Annotated in this window: 20 protein-coding genes; 11 read left to right on the top strand and 9 right to left on the bottom strand. The window is 37.6% G+C overall.

Features of this window, described 5'->3' with window-relative positions:
* Window positions 1-468: 468 nt before the first annotated feature.
* Both Q2U82_RS11095 and Q2U82_RS11090 read left to right on the top strand, forming a co-directional pair.
* A complete protein-coding gene (locus tag Q2U82_RS11095) occupies window positions 469-2,247 on the top strand; it encodes a WG repeat-containing protein (protein WP_410004937.1) in 1,779 nt (592 codons plus the stop codon).
* A gap of 158 nt (window positions 2,248-2,405) precedes the next feature.
* A complete protein-coding gene (locus tag Q2U82_RS11090; RefSeq protein ID WP_410004936.1) occupies window positions 2,406-2,882 on the top strand; it encodes a hypothetical protein in 477 nt (158 codons plus the stop codon).
* Between the two features lie 138 nt (window positions 2,883-3,020).
* On the opposite strand, the gene Q2U82_RS11085 is transcribed toward Q2U82_RS11090, so the two are convergent.
* The 8 genes from Q2U82_RS11085 to Q2U82_RS11050 form a co-directional block, all read right to left on the bottom strand.
* The gene (locus Q2U82_RS11085) at window positions 3,021-3,803 is read right to left on the bottom strand and encodes an ABC transporter permease (protein ID WP_410004935.1); all 783 of its coding nucleotides are present in this window, start codon (window positions 3,801-3,803) and stop codon (window positions 3,021-3,023) included.
* A complete protein-coding gene (locus tag Q2U82_RS11080; protein ID WP_410004934.1) occupies window positions 3,796-4,506 on the bottom strand; it encodes an ABC transporter ATP-binding protein in 711 nt (236 codons plus the stop codon). The genes Q2U82_RS11085 and Q2U82_RS11080 overlap by 8 nt, the downstream gene beginning before the upstream one ends.
* Window positions 4,493-5,746 carry a nitrous oxide reductase family maturation protein NosD gene (locus Q2U82_RS11075; protein WP_410004933.1) on the bottom strand — a complete coding sequence of 418 codons (1,254 nt, stop codon included), beginning with the start codon at window positions 5,744-5,746 and terminating at the stop codon, window positions 4,493-4,495. Before Q2U82_RS11075 ends, Q2U82_RS11080 begins: the two co-directional genes overlap by 14 nt.
* Window positions 5,747-5,845: 99 nt before the next feature.
* Window positions 5,846-6,280: a nitrous oxide reductase accessory protein NosL gene (locus Q2U82_RS11070; RefSeq protein WP_410004932.1), complete on the bottom strand. Its 435-nt coding sequence runs from the start codon at window positions 6,278-6,280 to the stop codon at window positions 5,846-5,848.
* Complete coding sequence (locus Q2U82_RS11065; protein WP_410004931.1) at window positions 6,280-6,924, bottom strand: hypothetical protein; 645 nt, start codon at window positions 6,922-6,924, stop codon at window positions 6,280-6,282. Before Q2U82_RS11065 ends, Q2U82_RS11070 begins: the two co-directional genes overlap by 1 nt.
* A gap of 187 nt (window positions 6,925-7,111) precedes the next feature.
* Window positions 7,112-9,079: a Sec-dependent nitrous-oxide reductase gene (gene nosZ, locus Q2U82_RS11060; RefSeq protein WP_410004930.1), complete on the bottom strand. Its 1,968-nt coding sequence runs from the start codon at window positions 9,077-9,079 to the stop codon at window positions 7,112-7,114.
* A 33-nt stretch (window positions 9,080-9,112) separates the two neighbouring features.
* Window positions 9,113-9,691 carry a fasciclin domain-containing protein gene (locus Q2U82_RS11055; protein ID WP_410004929.1) on the bottom strand — a complete coding sequence of 193 codons (579 nt, stop codon included), beginning with the start codon at window positions 9,689-9,691 and terminating at the stop codon, window positions 9,113-9,115.
* 69 nt (window positions 9,692-9,760) lie between these two features.
* Entirely contained in the window at window positions 9,761-10,264 is a 504-nt protein-coding gene (locus tag Q2U82_RS11050; protein WP_410004928.1) for a c-type cytochrome, read from the bottom strand.
* A gap of 225 nt (window positions 10,265-10,489) precedes the next feature.
* Here Q2U82_RS11050 and Q2U82_RS11045 point away from each other — a divergent pair, with 225 nt between their 5' ends.
* The gene (locus Q2U82_RS11045) at window positions 10,490-11,317 is read left to right on the top strand and encodes a universal stress protein (RefSeq protein WP_410004927.1); all 828 of its coding nucleotides are present in this window, start codon (window positions 10,490-10,492) and stop codon (window positions 11,315-11,317) included.
* An 11-nt stretch (window positions 11,318-11,328) separates the two neighbouring features.
* Here Q2U82_RS11045 and Q2U82_RS11040 read toward each other — a convergent pair whose 3' ends face one another.
* Entirely contained in the window at window positions 11,329-11,961 is a 633-nt protein-coding gene (locus tag Q2U82_RS11040; RefSeq protein ID WP_410004926.1) for a hypothetical protein, read from the bottom strand.
* A 255-nt stretch (window positions 11,962-12,216) separates the two neighbouring features.
* Between Q2U82_RS11040 and Q2U82_RS11035 the strand changes: the two genes are divergently transcribed.
* The 8 genes from Q2U82_RS11035 to Q2U82_RS11000 all read left to right on the top strand — a co-directional run bounded on the left by Q2U82_RS11035 (window position 12,217) and on the right by Q2U82_RS11000 (window position 18,159).
* A complete protein-coding gene (locus Q2U82_RS11035; RefSeq protein WP_410004925.1) occupies window positions 12,217-12,831 on the top strand; it encodes a TetR/AcrR family transcriptional regulator in 615 nt (204 codons plus the stop codon).
* A gap of 4 nt (window positions 12,832-12,835) precedes the next feature.
* Complete coding sequence (locus Q2U82_RS11030; protein ID WP_410004924.1) at window positions 12,836-14,101, top strand: TolC family protein; 1,266 nt, start codon at window positions 12,836-12,838, stop codon at window positions 14,099-14,101.
* A 70-nt stretch (window positions 14,102-14,171) separates the two neighbouring features.
* Window positions 14,172-15,059, top strand: coding sequence for an HlyD family secretion protein (locus Q2U82_RS11025; protein WP_410004923.1), 888 nt, complete (start codon window positions 14,172-14,174; stop codon window positions 15,057-15,059).
* Window positions 15,060-15,088: 29 nt separating this feature from the next.
* Window positions 15,089-15,472, top strand: a complete 384-nt coding sequence (locus Q2U82_RS11020) for a VOC family protein (protein ID WP_410004922.1) — start codon at window positions 15,089-15,091, stop codon at window positions 15,470-15,472.
* A 32-nt stretch (window positions 15,473-15,504) separates the two neighbouring features.
* Entirely contained in the window at window positions 15,505-16,005 is a 501-nt protein-coding gene (locus Q2U82_RS11015; RefSeq protein ID WP_410004921.1) for a hypothetical protein, read from the top strand.
* Window positions 16,006-16,021: 16 nt separating this feature from the next.
* Complete coding sequence (locus Q2U82_RS11010; RefSeq protein WP_410004920.1) at window positions 16,022-16,480, top strand: OsmC family protein; 459 nt, start codon at window positions 16,022-16,024, stop codon at window positions 16,478-16,480.
* Complete coding sequence (locus tag Q2U82_RS11005; RefSeq protein WP_410004919.1) at window positions 16,481-17,383, top strand: ABC transporter ATP-binding protein; 903 nt, start codon at window positions 16,481-16,483, stop codon at window positions 17,381-17,383.
* Complete coding sequence (locus Q2U82_RS11000) at window positions 17,383-18,159, top strand: ABC transporter ATP-binding protein (RefSeq protein WP_410004918.1); 777 nt, start codon at window positions 17,383-17,385, stop codon at window positions 18,157-18,159. Before Q2U82_RS11005 ends, Q2U82_RS11000 begins: the two co-directional genes overlap by 1 nt.
* Window positions 18,160-18,199 lie beyond the last annotated feature (40 nt).

Below are 18,199 nucleotides of genomic sequence, written 5' to 3'. Positions count from 1 at the left end.
TTGAGAAATCCAGAAATCAAAGATTATGACCAAAGTCATAAAAAATACATATTTGTCTTTAAATAGAAAATCATTTATCCTTTTAAGGTTTAGACATGGGTTCTAAATTGCTCCAACGGGGTTTGGAAACTATCCGTTAGGGTTCAAGACACATGCATTAGGGTTGGTTAACGTATTCATTGGGGTTTAGAACCCTAACGTTAGGGTTGGTAAACGTATACGTAGGGTTATGGGACGTATATTTTAGGGTTCAGGACCCTAACGTTGGGGTTGGTAGACGTATATTTTGGGGTCTAGAACCCTAACGTTGGAGTTCGGAACGTATCCTCCAGGGTTATTGGACGTGTCTGATGGGGTTCTGAACGTATATGGAAGGGTTTGGAAAGGGTAATTTTGTATATTAGCAAAGACATGTGAAATAAACTGCATGTTGATATTTACTAGTTAGCAACAAGGCAAAAACAAAAAATGAAACAAGCATTAAACATTTTATTTCTTCTACTTTTTGCTGTTTCCTGCAAACCACAATCTACCGAAAAAATAAACGAGCAAAATAATCAAGAGACTTATAAAAGAATAAACGACCAAAATTCTTGGGGTTTTATTAACCAAAATAATGACACAATTATTCCACTTGGAAAATATAAATTTCTAAATCCTATCGATGATGAAGGAATGATTTTGGCAGAATCAAACGGAAAACGTGGATACATTAATATAAAGCAAGATACATTGATACCTTTCATATATGATGAGTTAAGTGTGTTTACATACGGACTTGTATCTGCAAAATTGAACGGAAATTATGGGTTTCTTGATAGAAAGGGGAAAGTTATAATACCCTTTAAATACGATAGTCCAAGTTATTTTTATAAATGTCAATTAGCAGAAGCTGAATTAAATGGAAAATATGGTTTTATCGATAAGGATGGAAACGTAGTTATTGCAATTAAATATGAAAAAGTAAGGGATAATAGAATAGATTCATTGGTTTGCGCAATGCAAAATGGAAAATGGGCTTTCTTTAATTGTAGTGGCGAACAACTCACTGATTTCATATTTGACCAAATAACAGAGTCATATTATGATGACCGTAATTATACCTATTTCAAAAAAGGTCTTTGTCGAGTTCAAAGGAACAATCAATTTGGGTACATAAACAATCAATTTCAAGAAGTAGTTCCATTTGGAAAATATTCTAAATCTGAACCTTTTCGTAATTACTTGGGCATTGTAGCAAAAATCGGAAAGTTTGGGATTATAGACACTTTAGGAAATGAAGTTTTGCCCTTAAAATATGACTTAATCGAACACCCAACGGAATATTCAAACGAATCCGACCTTTTTGTAGTTAAACAAGGTAAAAATCTTCAGCTTTTAGATAAAAAGGCAAAACCGATAACGGATTTCAACATCAAAGAATATGTTTGGGATAGCTACAAAGGGGAAGAAACATATCAAAGGTATTTTGTTTTGACAGATAATTTAGGAATGGTTGGCACAGTTTCAGATAATGGCATCAAAGAAATACCATTTGATTATCAAAAAATAGAACCTTTTGACGGAAAGTCAGTAACGTATGCAAAACGTGGCGAAAAATTCGGACTAATAGATTATTCTAATAAAATTATATATCCTTTCGAGTACGATGACATTGTTACTCAAAAATTCTTTGATTACTTCATTGTAAATAATTCTGGCAAATATGGAATGGTTGACGATGAAGGAAAACAAATACTTTCATTCTCTTATCAAAGTATTACACCTGTATTTTATGACAAAGACAAAAGATTTATAGTCCAACAAAATGGACTTTTCGGTATAATAGACCTTAATGAAAATGTGATTATTCCAATAGAATATGACGAAATATCTAATTGGGTCGAATATGGACCAAAAGAACATTTTATTGCTAAAAAAGGCAAGAAAGGTTTAATAAGTAGAGAAGGAAAAACTGTTATTCCACCTCAATATGATGAAATTTGGGTTGACAATTCAGAACTTATCAAAGTGGAAAATAATGGACTCTACGGTACGATTGATTGGAAAAACAAAATTGTTCATCCAATTAAATATGATGAGATTTTATGGGAATGGCCATTTTTAAGCCAAAAACCTTTAGATACGATTTACTTAAAAAAAGATGGAAATTATTTTTCAACGGACATAAAAGGAAATGTTTTAGAACAAAGAGTAAGTGAAAAAGTAATAGATGAAAAGTTTGGTTATCTATTAAATAACCGATAAAGCCCAGTTGCTAACAATGTATAAACGCAATAGCGGAGTTAGTGCTTAACCAAAAGTAATTTTATAAATTTATGGTCAGTTATAAACCGAAAAGATAGTGAGTAAATTCCGCTACTGCGCTTATACTTGACCGTTGGCAAACATTTAAAAAAGATTGATTGAAAAATAAGGCAATACTCGAAAAGGGATTAGCGGAATTTGTACGTCGCTTCGAATCGGAAACTGACCAAATTAAAAAACAGGTTCATTTCAATTCCGTTCAAAATATTACTAATGGATTGATAAAAATTTGGAATAAGCCTGAATGTGAAAAACTCATTTCTCAATTACAAGAATACTTTAGAGAAATAAAATCTATGAACTATCCCATCGATAAAATCATTTCCGCTTCTCAATACAAAAACTACATATCTCCTGCGGGCAGTTATTTAATATTTAATAAGAGTTTTATTACAAAGGCAAGTTTTAAAGCTTTTATTATATGGGGTTTAATATTTGACATAGTATTCTATTTTATATCAAATATGTACTTAAATTTTTACTTCCCTTTCTTTACTCCATTATTTACACTTTTAGGATGGCTAAAACAAAGAAAAGCGATTAAAGAAAAAAGGATTTTTGGAATATTCTGGTAATAAAAACAATTTGCCAACAAGACGGCTATAGTTCATTGCGGTGGCATTTTCTGCCGAAAATTCCCGCAGCTTTGCTATCTTTCGGCTACAGCGGAAAAGTCCTTCGGACATTTTCCGCACCAAACCATAGCCCAAACGTTAGAAATCTTTTTTCTTAGCAATCCGCCAAATAAAGAACGTAGGAACTAAAACCCAAAAGACCAACAAAGCTGATGAAAGTATCAATCCATAATTGGTTCCGAAAAACTTTTGAAAAACAGCACCCGTATAACCCAAAAGCGCTGAAATATCAAGCTTTAAAAGTATCAGCACACGTGATAGATCTACAGGGTTTAGCATGGTTGCAACGAGCGAAAATTTATCCAGCGGATAATCCTCAAAATATAACAGCGACATTAAAAAGATACCGTCATAAATAACCGCCATAAACAGCCAAAGGAGAATGGCATACCCAAACCCTTTAATTCTATTTTCATTGCGAAGCGCAATTACAAATGCAAGTGCTGTAAAAATAAAGGTCAAAAATGCGCCGGTTACAAGCAACAGCGAAAAATCCCAAATGGCACTGCTATTAAAAATGCCGTAGAAAACAAAGGGCATTCCAAGGCCAATGACCAAACTCATTGAAAGCGAGGTAGCCACTCCAAAATATTGGCCCAAAAAGATGGAGCTCCGTTTAACGGGCTGTGCCAAGAGCAATTCGGTAAACTCGCGCGAGTTGTAATAATACATTACTCCAAAAATGGTCCCGATGAGCGGTACCAAAATAATGATTACGTTCATCAGGGTTATCACCGCTTTTGAGAGGTCGTTGTTTAAAAACAACAGCACCACGCCCAGCAGTAAATAGAACAGAAAATAAACGTAGCTCCAGCGGCTTCGCATTAAATCGTAGAAACTGTATTTTAATATTTTAAGCATAACTTGAAGATAAAATGGAGGCTATAGCGTGTTCAAAATCGGGCTGTTCAGTCTTTGCTTTCAGTTCTGAAATACTTCCCTTGAAATAGATTTTCCCTTCCAAAAGAAACACAATTTCGTCTGAAACTTCTTCCACAAAACTCAAAATATGCGAAGTGATCAAAATGGTTTTTCCTTTTTCCTTTTCAGAATTGATAAGGTTTTTCAAACGTAAATGTGAAATGGGATCTAAGCCATTTGTAGGTTCGTCCAAAATAACCAATGGGCTGTCAAACATAAAGGTCAGCACCAAATTCACTTTTTGTTTTGTGCCGCCGGAAAGGTTCGCCAGTTTTTTATTGAGAAAAGGTTGCAGTTTAAAAAGTTCAATCAATTCTGCATCTTTTGTTGCTTTTGCATCTCGCAGATCCTTAATCATATTAATAAGTTCACTCACTTTCAAATTGCCTGGAAAGTTGGCTATTTGTGGTAAATAGTCTATTTCATTTCGGTATTTAAAGTTGTTTTTCAACGGTTTCCCATCAATTGAAATCTTTCCGGAATCTGGCAGTACCATTCCCAAAATACATTTAATGAGCGTGGTTTTTCCTGAACCGTTTGGCCCCAAAACCGAGAAAATTCCGCCGCGATCAATGGTAAGATCAATGCCCTTGAGCACTTCGTTTTTACCGAATTTTTTATGTAAATCCTTAACTTCTATCATGGTTTATGGTCTTCATTTTTGGATTTTCATCCACCAGATTATCGGGGGTGAAAACTGGGGAAACTTTTTCTGAAAAATCAATTATATCTATAAAAAGGCTTCGAAGCAAAATGATGGTTTCGGGTGTGCGGTTTACGATATAGGAAAATAGTTTTACGGGACGGTACGGCACGTCACCGATACCGTTTTTGTCCAAATCGTACCCTGTGTAATTGCTCCAAAAATTACGGTCAAATTTATTGTCGTTCAAGTTACTATTGTATGAAATATCAAAGGAATTATAAAGAAAATTGTTGCTCTCAAAATTATTGGTGTAGCAGGCCCCGCGCACCTTTATGGCCCAACCGTTACTTATAAAATCATTGTTTTTATAATCGATGCGGTTGCTGCCTTCAATGTTTATTCCAACCGTGTTTTCCTTAAAAACGTTGTTGGTTATTTTTGCATCGTTTATTTCCTTTAACAGAAGTCCGAATGCCGCCGTGCCCCAATTTTCCTTAAAAATGTTGTTGTTCATTTCCACAAATTTTGAAAACATCACGGCCACTCCTGCCCCATTGTTCTCAAAAGTGTTGTAATCATAAACATTGTGGTTGCTGAACATAAAATGTAGCCCATAACGTAGATTGTTTCTGCTGATATTGTGGCTTATTTTAATATTGTCTGAAAATTCCAGATAAATACCATCGCGCACATTTTGCACCTTGTTTCCGCGGACCTCAACATTCTTGCAGTACCAAAGTTGAATGCCATTGCCAGAATTGTATTCGTTTACTGCATCACCGCTAATTTTGTTGTTCAATACTTTGCCATCGTTGGATTTTTCGAGATAAATTCCGAAGAAAAGTTTTTCGAGCTCTAGGTTTTGGATCAAAAATCCGTTTCGTTTTATCACGCGAACTGCAGCGTAATCTGAGGTATAGCTGGTGCCTACATTAATTATTTTGAAACCATCAATAGTAACATTGTCTGATACAATTTTGATGATTTCGCCTTTATCTTCGCCATCAATGGTTGGTAAATTTTCACCCAACAGCGTAATGCTTTTGTCTAAAATTATATTGAATTCCTTATAAACCCCTTTCTTCACAAAAACCGTATCTCCTTCTGAAGCTTGATTTATTCCTTCCTGAATTGTTTTTACAGAACAAGAATTGCACACAGTTATGGTTTTGGCCAAACCAGCTGCTGTTGCAAAAAGTAAAAAAACAAATGTAATTATGTGAAGTGCTTTTTTCAAAATTGAATCAAAATTATATAATGCAAAGCCATAGAAATCAGCTTTGAATTAAAACATAAGCAATTTGGATTTTTTTGGGTTTTTTAGTTCCTAAAAAAGTTACTTTTTTAAGTGTTTTTGGATTTTTTCCCAAGAATATAATTCTCCAGTAAACTTTTCCTTTGCCTTTTCGCCGGCCTTTTCATTCTCGAAAGCGGAGAGATTTGCGCCCATAGGGCTAGAAATTTTATCACTTACAAGATAGGAAGCCATTGTAGCATCCATCAATTTTCCTGGTTGGTCAAAATCTGCAACCAAATGCAATGCAATTTCAGTGTCTTTCAAATCGTCCTGTAACGAATGGACCATACACTCAATAGCATCATATTTAAAAGCTTTCCCTTTTGTGGTTACAACCTGCGACGCATGCTGACGGTCCACAATAGTCATATTGCAGTAATGGCAAGCATCTGTGCCATATTCTATATGCTGTGGGCTCACGTTGCACGAAACTAACAAAGTAGTGATAATGCCCAAAAAGATAAGATGTTTCATTAAGCAGTTACAGTTTTAAAGGATGTCTTTTTCTCTATTTTTTTATATTCTTTCTTCCCAACGAAGAATGCAACAATGGTAAGCATCATACCCACAAACATCATATAAGCGCCAATTGCAGGCCAAGAATCCACATCAAAATTAAGCATTTTTTGGTACCCGATTAGCGGTGGTTTGTAAGTCATCGGCGTGCCATCTGGGTTTAACAATTTCATAATGGCTTTTGGATCCAAATCGCTCCCGTATTCGGCAAGCCAGGAATTGAAATCGTACATTCCCATAATTCCCAATATTGACATTACAAGAAACCAACCTAGAAACCATTTATAGCTCACTTTTCCAAAGAAACCAAGCAGCCCGATAATTACACCAATGGCAGCCATAACGCCTATTACCATCGGAAATACTTGAAATTCCCACATATCTGCGGGTTCGGGAATGGTTTTCATACCAATATAATGGTTCAATCCATCAATATTTTGAATATCAAATTCCTGTACCCCCTTAATTCCTTCTATGTAAATATCCATTCCCAGCGGGTCTGGGTATTGGGGTGCACCAAGCATAATATTCCACAATGGGAATTTAAAAAGACCCAATAGTAGCAAGGAGCCAATTATCATTATTATTCCTGCCTTTTTCATTTTGTTTGAATTTTAAAATCTTAAACTTCCGTGTGGTTGGTTTTTCGGTTTAAGTATAAGCGCGGATATTGTGTTTGTTGATTTTTGAAAGTTTTTTTAAAAGACGGGGGAAATCAACAACCCCCGTCTCTTTCTTGAAAATACCATCAATCACTAATCCAGTATTTTCACAACTAAAAACATCTTATTAATCTTCTCCCAAAGACCATTTAAGTTCTGTTCCAGAACCTGCTGGGCTTACGCGAACATAACCTTGCATTTCTTGGTGCAATGCAGAACAGAAATCTGTACAATAGAATGGCCATACACCAACTTGTTTTGGCTCCCAAACAAAGGTTTCGGTCTGTCCTGGCATAATAAGCAATTCAGAAGTATTTGCTCCAATCATACTAATACCGTGCGGTACATCATAATCCTGTTCGTGGTTTGTAACGTGGAAGAACACTTTATCACCTACTTTTATCCCTTCAATGTTGTCTGGATTAAAGTGGCTACGGATCATTGTCATATAAATATGAACTTCGTTTCCTTTGCGCTCTACCCTTGCATCGCCATCTGAAATTGTGGCGTAAGGGTGTTTATTTTCTGACAATTTGAATAATTGTTTTGAATTTTTGGCTACAATATCTGCAGGAATACCGGCAGCATAGTGTGGCTCTCCAATGGTTGGGAAATCCAACAATAGCTCCATTTTATCACCACTAATGTCATACAGCTGTGCAGACTGGGTTACTTCTGGTCCCGTTGGCAAATAGCGGTCTTTGGTTATCTTGTTCATAGAAACAAAATACTTTCCGAAAGGTTTGCGGGAGTTTCCGCCAGGAATCATACCGTGACCTACAGAATAATAGGCTGGTTGACGATCCACAACTTCCCAAGTTCCCACTTTCCATTTTACAACTTCAGAAGAGATAAAGAAGGTGGTGTAAGCATTTCCTTTTCCATCAAACTCGGTATGCAATGGGCCTAAGCCTGGTTGTTTTACTGTTCCAGCAAGTACATCTTCGAATTTCAAGATTGGAATACCGTAAGCTTCGCCGTCAAACTTCTTGTTTTCGATGGCATCAAGCATTTTGGTAAATGAGTGAACTGTTAAATCTGCAGAAAGTTTTCCGTTACCTACAATATATTCTCCTGTTGGATCTACATCACAACCGTGAGGAGATTTTGGAGTTGGAAGGAAATACACAGCACCTGGAACATCCAATGGATTTACGGTAAGCACTTCATTCATCATAGTAGATGTGGCACTATGTGTCTCATCATCGTAAACATTATGTGCATATTTTGCAGGAACTTTTGTTCCACCGCCATTGTTCACATATTCTTCAATTTTTTTCCAGTTTACGGCTGCGATGAAATCCTTGTCATTTTGAGAAGCGTTTACCTCTAGCAAAGTGTTTGCTTCCTCAGTGTTATAAGTAGTAAAGAAGAACCAACCGTGCGATTTGTCGCGACCAGGGTGAGAAAGATCGTAATCAAACCCAGGCATCATCAATTGGAATTTTATTGCCATACGCCCTGTTTCAGGGTCAACGCTAATAAATGAAAGAGCACCCTTAAAGTTTCCTTTATAATCCTTAATTGGCATATCACGCTGTGGAATTGGCACAGAGAAACGGGTTCCCGCAACAACATATTCCGTATTTTCAGTGATGAATGAAGAACTGTGGTTACCAGCACTGTTTGGCACTTCAATAATTTCAGCAGTTTCAAAAGTGGTTAAATCAATACGCGCGATACGTGGCGTATTGTTACCGTTTATGAAAACCCAACGTCCGTCCAATTCTCCATTTGTTTGGGAAATATCTGGGTGGTGACTATCATCCCAAGGCACAAAACCGAATGAAGTTTCCAACATTGGCTTGGTTTCCTCATTATAGCCCCAAGCTTTTTCAGCATCTTGAGAGAATACCGGAATTACCTTGAACAAACGTCCGGATGGAAGACCATACACAGAAAGCTGTCCGCTAAATCCACCTGATATGAAGGCGTAAAATTCATCGTGCTCCCCTGGAGCTACGTACACTTTTTCAGCAGCATTAGTGGCTAAACCACCTTTGCCATTGTTTCCTTTTTTGTTTCCACCGCTGTTACAGCTAACCAAACCGGCAACCATAATCAGGGAAACTAAAATATTGATTGTTTTTCTCATCGTTCTATTGTTTATATTATATTATTCAATTGATTAATTTGCAGGTAAAATCACTTTGTCAACAACGTGCACAATTCCATTTCCGGCAGGAACACTGGCAATGATTTTGGCACCGCCCACAAGAACATCTTCACCGTTAACTTCAACAGTTACATCTTCACCATTCGCTTGCCCCAATTTTTTAAACTTTTTCAAAAAATCTTTGGAATAGTTTCCAGGAGTAACGTGGTTTTTAAGAATGTAAGCCAACTTTTCCTTGTTTTCAGGTTTTAGCAACTCTTCCACAGTACCAGCTGGCAAAGCATCAAAAGCAGCGTTGGTAGGCGCGAAAACCATCAAAGGACCAGCATTTACCAAAGCATTTTCTAATCCAGCTGCTTGAACTGCAGCTACAAGTGTTGTGTGATCTGGTGAACCTATGGCAATTTGAAGCACATTAGGTTTTGATTCATCATTTTCAATAAATGCCTGACCTTGTTTTTCAGTAGTGGCATCATTTGTTGTGGAACTTTCAAGAGTAGTTCCATCACCGTCAGTTGTTGTTTCGTTTTTACATGCTGAAAACACAAGGATTGCGGCTGTAAAAAATAACAGTTTAAGCGTTGTTTTCATTTTGGTTTTGGTTTTTAAACCTTGCAGGGCCTAGACCCTGCAAGGGGTTTGGTTGTTTAAGTGTATATATTAAAGTGTTCTAAAATATTCCAATACTTGTCTGGCCTCTTCCTCAGTTAGGTTTTGATTAGCCATTGGCGATCCGTTGAACTCTACCAAAAGTGCTTTCGCAAGCGGATCTTTTTGGGTCATTTCCTCTGGATTTAAAATCATGTTCATAATCCACTCTGGTGTACGTCTTTTAAAAATTCCTGTTGGCGCAGGACCAATAAATTTTTTGTCTGGTTTATGGCAGGCCATACATTTTGTTTTGTAAACCTCCATCCCTTTCGCTGCCATAGCTTGGTCAATTTCAGCGGGAAGTTCCAAGTTTTTAATTGGCCCAACTCCTTTATTTGTTAGGTCAATCGTTTCTGATGGTTTTACGGTTGAAGCCGGCTCCTCTTTTGGAGTTTCAGTTGCAGCAGGCTTTTGGCCTATTTGAATACCATCATTCTTTTTTTCTTCTTTTCCACCACAGCTTATCAAGGTCAAGATTGCAATTGCGGTTAGTGATTTCATTATGTTTTTCATAGTTGTTAAAATTAATTTACAAGACAAAATTAGGTTTCAAGTTGGAAATAGAATATGACTTTTATCATATAAAAAGAGTGTTTTATCCCATAACTAAATATTGCTTTTAAACAGCTTATTATCAAAGTGATATTTTAAAATTTACACTCTTAATTATGTATGATTAAAATCATTTTTGAAGTCATTTTGAAGAATTATATTTGAGAAATTTTTTATAATTTAAAAATGAAAAACATTCTTTTACCCACAGACTTTTCAGAAAACTCAAAGAATGCAGTTAACTTCGCCCTAAAGTTTTTTGAAGGTCAAACCTGTACCTTTTATATCCTCAATTCACAAAAACCATCGGGATATATTACTGCAGATGTGCTTTATGGCGCTCCAGGAACTTCGGTTTATGAAGGTATTTTGAATGACAATAAAAAGGAACTTGAGAAAATGGTTCAATTTTGTGAGTCAATTTCTGAAAAGGAAAATTTCAGTTTTGTTCCCAAAATTGATTTTGACAATATTGTTGATGCCGTAAACCAAGCAGTTGCCCTAAACAAAATTGAATTAATAATCATGGGCTCAAATGGTGCAACGGGTGCTGCTGAAGTTGTTTTTGGCAGCAATACATTAAAAGTTATAAGAAACGTTGATTGTCCGGTTATTGTGGTTCCCGAAGGGTATTCTTTTGAAAAAATTAATTCCGTTTTGCTATCACTCAATTATCAATATGAGGTGTCAAACAAATCACTTAGTGTTGTTTCTGAAATAGTAAAAAAACATGAAGCATCTCTTAAAATTCTTGAAATAGAAGAAGAAAATATTGAACTGGCAACTAAAAGAAACCACAGTGAAGAAGTTTTCAAAGAAATTGGTTTTGAGCGTTTTGCCATAAAAAATATTCCTGCATCAATAGCAATTAATGCTTTTGAGCAATTAATTCCAATCCAACTCCATGTAATGGTTGTGGAGCGAAAAAGCTTTTTAAACCGTTTTATTTTCGGGTCAGAAACCTCAAAAATAAGCTATGGTTCGCCTGTTCCGCTTTTGGTGCTTCACGAGTGAATTTAAAAAGATTATTTTACAATCAAAAGATTGTTCTTTTTGAGCGTTTTCACAAGTGTTTTTACATAATCTCGAATGGTTGACGCACTTTTTGGCGGATCAACAATATCTATCTTTCCACGCCAAATTAAATCCTGCTCTTTTCCGGGGCAAAGACAATATAATGAAGTCTCGGTATTATAAACTGGATAATCCTCAGTTTGTGAGTTGCCGTAAATAGGTTTATTCTCATTATAATAATCACTGAATGACTCAAAGGATTTTGTGAGGTTTCGGTAGGATTGCCCGATGGTTACCTTGCTCTCCTGCCCCGTTACTTTTGAAAATAGAACCGCATCAAATCCAGCGTTTAAAAGTTCCTTCTCAATATTGCCCAAATTCTCTTCAGATTGATTGTTTTCGTTAAAACTACTTTCAAAATAATCAACACTTTTTATAGCAACCACATCTTCGGCCTCCAAAGCTTGTTGCAAACTGTACTCAAATTGGCGCTGCAGTCCTTCATCGGGTGTTAAACCAACCACCAAAACTTTATTTGCCTGAAAATTTGGTGCTTCTGTATTTATGTATTCATCAACCAAACGGCTGCTTGAACAACCCAGAAGAAGTACTGAAAATACTGATGTTGCCAATAATTTTTGCATAGAAGTTTATTTTTAAAATCTAATCATTCAGAATCACACACCCTTGTTAATCAAGTGTTTGTAAATATACGCTTCTCTTTTTTCAAATTTTGATGAAATCTCAAAAGAAATAATAAACTTAAAGTATTTCCTCAAGCTTATATATGACATTCATCAATCGCTATTGAATTTTTTTAAAATTCTGCTGAAAATATTTTGTGTAAAGATATAATATGTATCTTTGTTAACCAAACGGTTAAACCATAAAGTTAAAAAATGGCAAAGACAAATAAAAATCAGGATACGGAAGGGCAAATATTGAATGCTGCTGAAAATGTATTCCAAAAGAAAGGAATGGATGGCGCGCGTATGCAGGAAATTGCTGACGAAGCGGGCATAAATAAAGCAATGCTACATTATTACTACCGCAGTAAGCAATTACTTTTTGAGGCGGTTTTCACGAATGCATTTTCACTTTTAGCTCCCCAGCTCAATAAAATTTTGAACGATGATTCATCCATTGAGGATAAAGTGAAAAATTTCACGCACAATTATATTTCCTTTATATCAAAACATCCGTACCTGCCCAATTTCATAATTCAGGAATTGAATCGCAATCCAAAATTTTTTGAGAAAATTCAACAAAACGCAGCTTTTCCAACACTGGAAAAATTTAAAAATCAAGTGAACGAAGAAGTGGAAAAGGGCATTTTGAAACCAATAAATGGAGAGCAACTTTTTATCAATATTATATCGTTGAATATTTTCCCTTTCGTGGCTACTCCTTTGATAAAAGGGTTTTTGAAAATTGACGATAAGGCTTTCAAAAAAATGATGGAAGAACGAAAGGTTTCGGTCTCTGAGTTTATTATCAATTCCATAAAAAAGTAAAAAAATGAAAAGGCTATTCTTTACAATCTTCGGCCTCGCCCCACTATTTCTTTCAGCACAGCAAACTTTGACATTGGAAGAATGTTATTCGCTTGCTGAAAAAAATTATCCCTTGGCGAAGCAAACCGAATTATTGGAAGAAAAAACAAAATCTGAAATTAAGGTTCTGGAAAAAGGAAAACTTCCCAAATTAGATTTTAACGCGCAGGCAACTTACCAATCAGATGTGATTGAATTTCCCTTTCAAATTCCAAATTCAACCGTTGAACCGCCCAACAAAGACCAATATCGCGCAACGCTGGATGCCAACCAATTGATTTATAACGGCGGAAATATCACGGCAAATTCAAAATTGAAAACTGCAGAATTGGAAACCCAGCAACAACAAATCGCCGTAAATCTTTACACTTTAAAAAACCGAATAAACCAAAGCTATTTCAGCGTTTTACTTTTTCAGGAACAGGAAAAATTGCTGATTTCAAAAATGGAACAGCTCGATGCACGCATAAAAGAAGTAAGTGCTGGAGTGAAATATGGCGCGGTCCTCCCCGCTTCCGAACAAGTATTGAAAGCCGAACAACTAAAGCTGGAGCAGCAACTTTCGCAAGTTAATTTCGACAGGAAAAAAGCTTTGAAAAACCTCTCTTTGCTGATTTTTCAGAATTTGGACAATACTACAACTTTAACTAATCCAGAGATTTTGGTTCCGGTAGAAAATGAATCGCAGCGACCTGAATTGGAACTTTTCAATTTGCAGGAAACGCAGTTGGAAACTTCTAAAGAAGTGATTTCCAAAAGCAATTATCCAAAATTATTAGGTTTTGCACAGGCTGGTTATGGCAATCCGGGATTGAATATGCTGGACAATTCATTTCAGGATTTTTATATCGTCGGACTGAAGTTGAATTGGAACATTTTTGATTGGGGAAAAACCAAGGAACAAAAACAGGCTGTGGATATTTCAAAGCAAATAGTTTCCACTGAAAAAGAAACTTTTGTGTTGAACAACGAAATGCAACAAAAAGAAGCCGAAAGTGACATCAATAAATATGAAGCAATGCTTCGGAAAGACTCAGAAATTATTGAACTGCGCGAAAAAGTTTTACAGGCTACCACTTCGCAATTACAAAATGGCGCTATAACTTCTTCGGAATACATCACGGAACTGAACAATCTTTACGAAGCCAGAATTGACCAACAATTGCACGAAGTCCAGTTGGCGCTTGCAAAGGCAAATTATAAAGTAATTAAAGGAAATTTTAATGAATGAGCAAAATGTCAGGTCGAGCGCAGTCGAGACCTCTGTTAAAGTAACCAAAAGTTGAAATAAAAAAATTCAAATGAACAAATCAGATATTTTTATAACAGTAATTCTGTTTGGAATACTTTCTTCCTGTTCCAACGGTAAAAAAGCCGATGGATACGGCAATTTTGAAGCCACGGAAATTACAATCTCTTCCGAAGCAAACGGAAAACTGCAATACCTGAACGTTGAGGAAGGGCAAGTTTTAGAAAAAGGAACTACCATTGCGCTTGTAGATACAGTTCAGGCTTATTTAAGCAAACAACAGTTACTTGCTTCAAAGGAAACCGTTGCTTCAAAATCGGGAGGCGTTTGGTCACAAGTAAGCGTTTTGAACCAGCAATTGCAGACCGCAAAAACCGAACAGGAGCGCATCCAAAATATGTTTGCCGAAAACGCTGCCACCAAGCGCCAATTGGACCAGGCCAACAGCCAAGTGGACGTTTTGAAAAAGCAAATACAAAACGTGGAAACCCAAAATGCGCCTATCGTGAATGAGGTAAAATCCATAGATGCCAAAGTAGCGCAAATTGAAGAACAGATTGCTAAAAGCAAAATCACAAACCCGATAAAAGGCACGGTATTGACCAAATATGCCGAGCCGGGAGAGATTGTCTCCTTTGGAAAACCACTGTATAAAATTGCCGATTTGGAAGAAATGACGCTGCGTGTTTACATAAGCGAAACGCAGCTCCCAAACATTAAAATTGGACAAGAGGTAAGCGTAAAAATTGATTCCGGTGAAGAAATGAAAGATTACAAGGGAACAATAAGTTGGATTTCGGCTTCGGCAGAGTTTACCCCCAAAATAATCCAGACCAAGGAGGAGCGGGTAAATTTGGTTTATGCGGTAAAGGTAACGGTAAAAAACGACGGTAGTCTAAAAATCGGGATGCCTGCGGAAATGTGGATTGATAGTCATTAGTCGGTAGTCGGTTGAGAAAATATAAAATTATGGAAACAATTGAATTTATTCTTTATGTCGCTGATCAGGCCCGGAGCGCGGAATTTTATGAAAAACTGCTCAAAATAAGTCCGAGTTTGAACGTGCCGGGAATGACGGAATTCAACCTTTCGGAAACCGTCAAACTGGGGTTGATGCCGGAGAGCGGTATTTCGAACATTATTTGCCCGGCAATGCCGCATCCCAAAACAGCTAACGGTATCCCGCGTTGTGAATTGTATTTAAAGGTACCAAACCCCGCAGACTTTATTGAGCGGGCAATCCAATTGGGCGGAAAGAAGATTAGTGAACAGCAAGAACGTAATTGGGGCGATACCGTGGGATACATCGCCGATTTGGACGGGCATGTAATCGCTTTCGCCACAAAAAAATAAATCCTAAACTATAAACCCTAAACATTTATATTATGAAAAAAACAATCTTATCATTAGCAATTCTTTCAGCTTTATTAGTAAGCTGTAACGAAACAAAACACAAGCACGAAAGTACTGACACCGTTGAAACCACTGAAGGAGTCCACGAACATGAAATGGAAGAAATGGCTGCCGAAACCCACACCATGCACAATTCTTGGGTTAACGAAATAAAACTGGACAATGGCAACAAATGGGAAGCCAATCTGGAAACAACTGAAGGGGTGGACAAAATGCTCAATTTGGTAAAATCCAACGACCCCAAAACCGTAGAAGATTATCACGCGCTTGCTTCAAAACTGAATGAGGAAAAAAATTATGTGGTAAAAAAATGTACCATGGAAGGTCCGTCGCACGACAACCTGCACGTTTTTCTGCATCCACTTATCGAAAAAATTGAGGTTTTAGGAAAGGTTTCAAGCACAGATGAAGGGGCTGAAGTTACAGCAAGCATCAAAGAAAACCTGGAAGGGTATTACAATTATTTTCAATAGATAAAATTTATAAACAATGGAAAAACATCATTATAACGTAGATATTACCTGGCGCGAGGACCGGAAGGGAATGATGTGCTCGCCGGAATTGGCCGAGGGCAATTCGCATTCCGCAAATTGCATAGAGGTGGCCACTCCGCCCGAATTCCCAAAGGGAATGCCCAATATTTGGTCGCCCGAACATCTTTTTACAGCCTCTGTGAGCAGTTGTTTGATGACCACATTCTTGGCAATTGCCGAAAACTCAAAATTGGAATTTTCGGGTTTCAGCTGCAAATCGAAAGGCGTACTGGAAAGAGTAGACGGCAAGTATGCAATGACGGAAGTAATCCTGGAACCCACTGTAACCATCAAAGACGAAAAGGACCGCGAACGCGCAGAGCGTATCCTTCAAAAATCGGAGGCGGCTTGTTTGATCTCTAATTCAATAAAATCGAAGATTACGATGGAAGTCACCATCAAAGTTGAAGGGTAAATGAGCATTTCCCTCAGCAATATCAGCAAATCCTATAAAAAGGTAAAAGCGGTTCAGGACATTTCGTTTGATGTGAATCCAGGCGAACTCTTTGGCCTTATCGGACCCGATGGCGCCGGGAAAACCACCATTTTCAGGATTTTGACCACCCTTTTAATTCCCGATGAAGGTAATGCCACAGTTGCGGGATTTGATGTTGTAAAGGATTATAAAGCAATCCGTAATTCCGTAGGCTATATGCCCGGGCGCTTTTCATTGTACCAAGATTTGACGGTGGAGGAAAACCTGACGTTTTTCGCCACTATTTTCGGAACAACGATTGAGGAGAACTACGATCTGATCGAGGATATTTACGTCCAGATTGAACCTTTTAAAAACCGGCGCGCAGGAAAACTCTCCGGCGGGATGAAGCAAAAACTCGCCCTTTCCTGCGCCTTGATCCACAAACCGAGGGTGCTTTTTTTGGACGAACCCACGACCGGCGTTGACCCGGTTTCGCGAAAGGAATTTTGGGAAATGTTGAAACGCTTGCAAAAAAAGGGGATTACCATTTTGGTCTCGACCCCATATATGGACGAAGCGGCATTATGCGATAGAATTGCCTTGATACAGGGCGGCAAGATTTTGGAAATCGACACACCCGAAGCCATTGTAAGCCAATTCCCGAAAACCATTTACAATGTGGGCGCAGATAATATGTACAAATTGATCCAATCGCTGCAGCAATACGAGCATGTTTATAGCGTCTTTCCGTTTGGCGAATTTGTGCACTACACCGACAAGAGGGATTCATTTGAAATGAGCGATTTGCAATCCTATCTGGAAAAAGAAGGCCTAACAGCTATTCACATAGAATCTACCAAAGCAAATATAGAGGATGCCTTTATGGAATTAGCGCGGTAATGAAAGAAGAAAATGTAATAGAAGTCAATCAATTAACCAAAACATTTGGTGATTTCACAGCTGTAAACACAATCAGTTTTGAAGTCAAAAAAGGTGAAATCTTTGGGTTTTTGGGAGCGAACGGCGCAGGAAAAACCACGGCTATGAAAATGCTTATAGGAATCTCAAAGCCTTCCTCGGGTGAAGCTACCGTCGCGGGTTTTGATGTGTATTCCCAGCCGGAATCCATCAAGAAGAACATTGGCTACATGAGCCAGAAATTTGCGCTTTACGACGATTTAACCGTAAAGGAAAACATCACATTCTTTGGAGGCATCTATGGGTTGCCGAGAAAAAAAATAAGGGAGAAAAGGGAGCAATTGATTTCGGAATTGGGCTTGGAAAACATCAGCAACAAATTGGTGGGCTCCCTACCCTTGGGCTGGAAGCAAAAGTTATCGTTTTCGGTTTCGCTTTTACACGACCCCAAGATTGTTTTTTTGGATGAGCCCACGGGCGGTGTGGACCCCATTACCCGAAGACAGTTTTGGGAAATGATCTATAAAGCCGCCGACCAAGGCACGACCATTTTCGTAACCACGCATTACATGGACGAGGCCGAATACTGCGACCGCGTTTCCATTATGGTGGAAGGAAAAATTGAAGCTCTGGACACACCGAAGAAACTGAAGGAACAGTTTAAAGTTGATTCGATGAACGATGTGTTTTTGAAATTGGCGAGAATCCCATCCCCGACCCTTCCCAAAGGAAAAAGAGAAAATACCGATTGCAATTAAAAATTAACAGTGAAATAAGTTCTCCCCTTTGGGGAGTTAG

The sequence above is a fragment of the Aequorivita nionensis genome, from assembly GCF_046352995.1.
Lineage (GTDB): Bacteria > Bacteroidota > Bacteroidia > Flavobacteriales > Flavobacteriaceae > Aequorivita > Aequorivita nionensis.
This window is presented reverse-complemented; position numbering and strand designations above follow the sequence as displayed.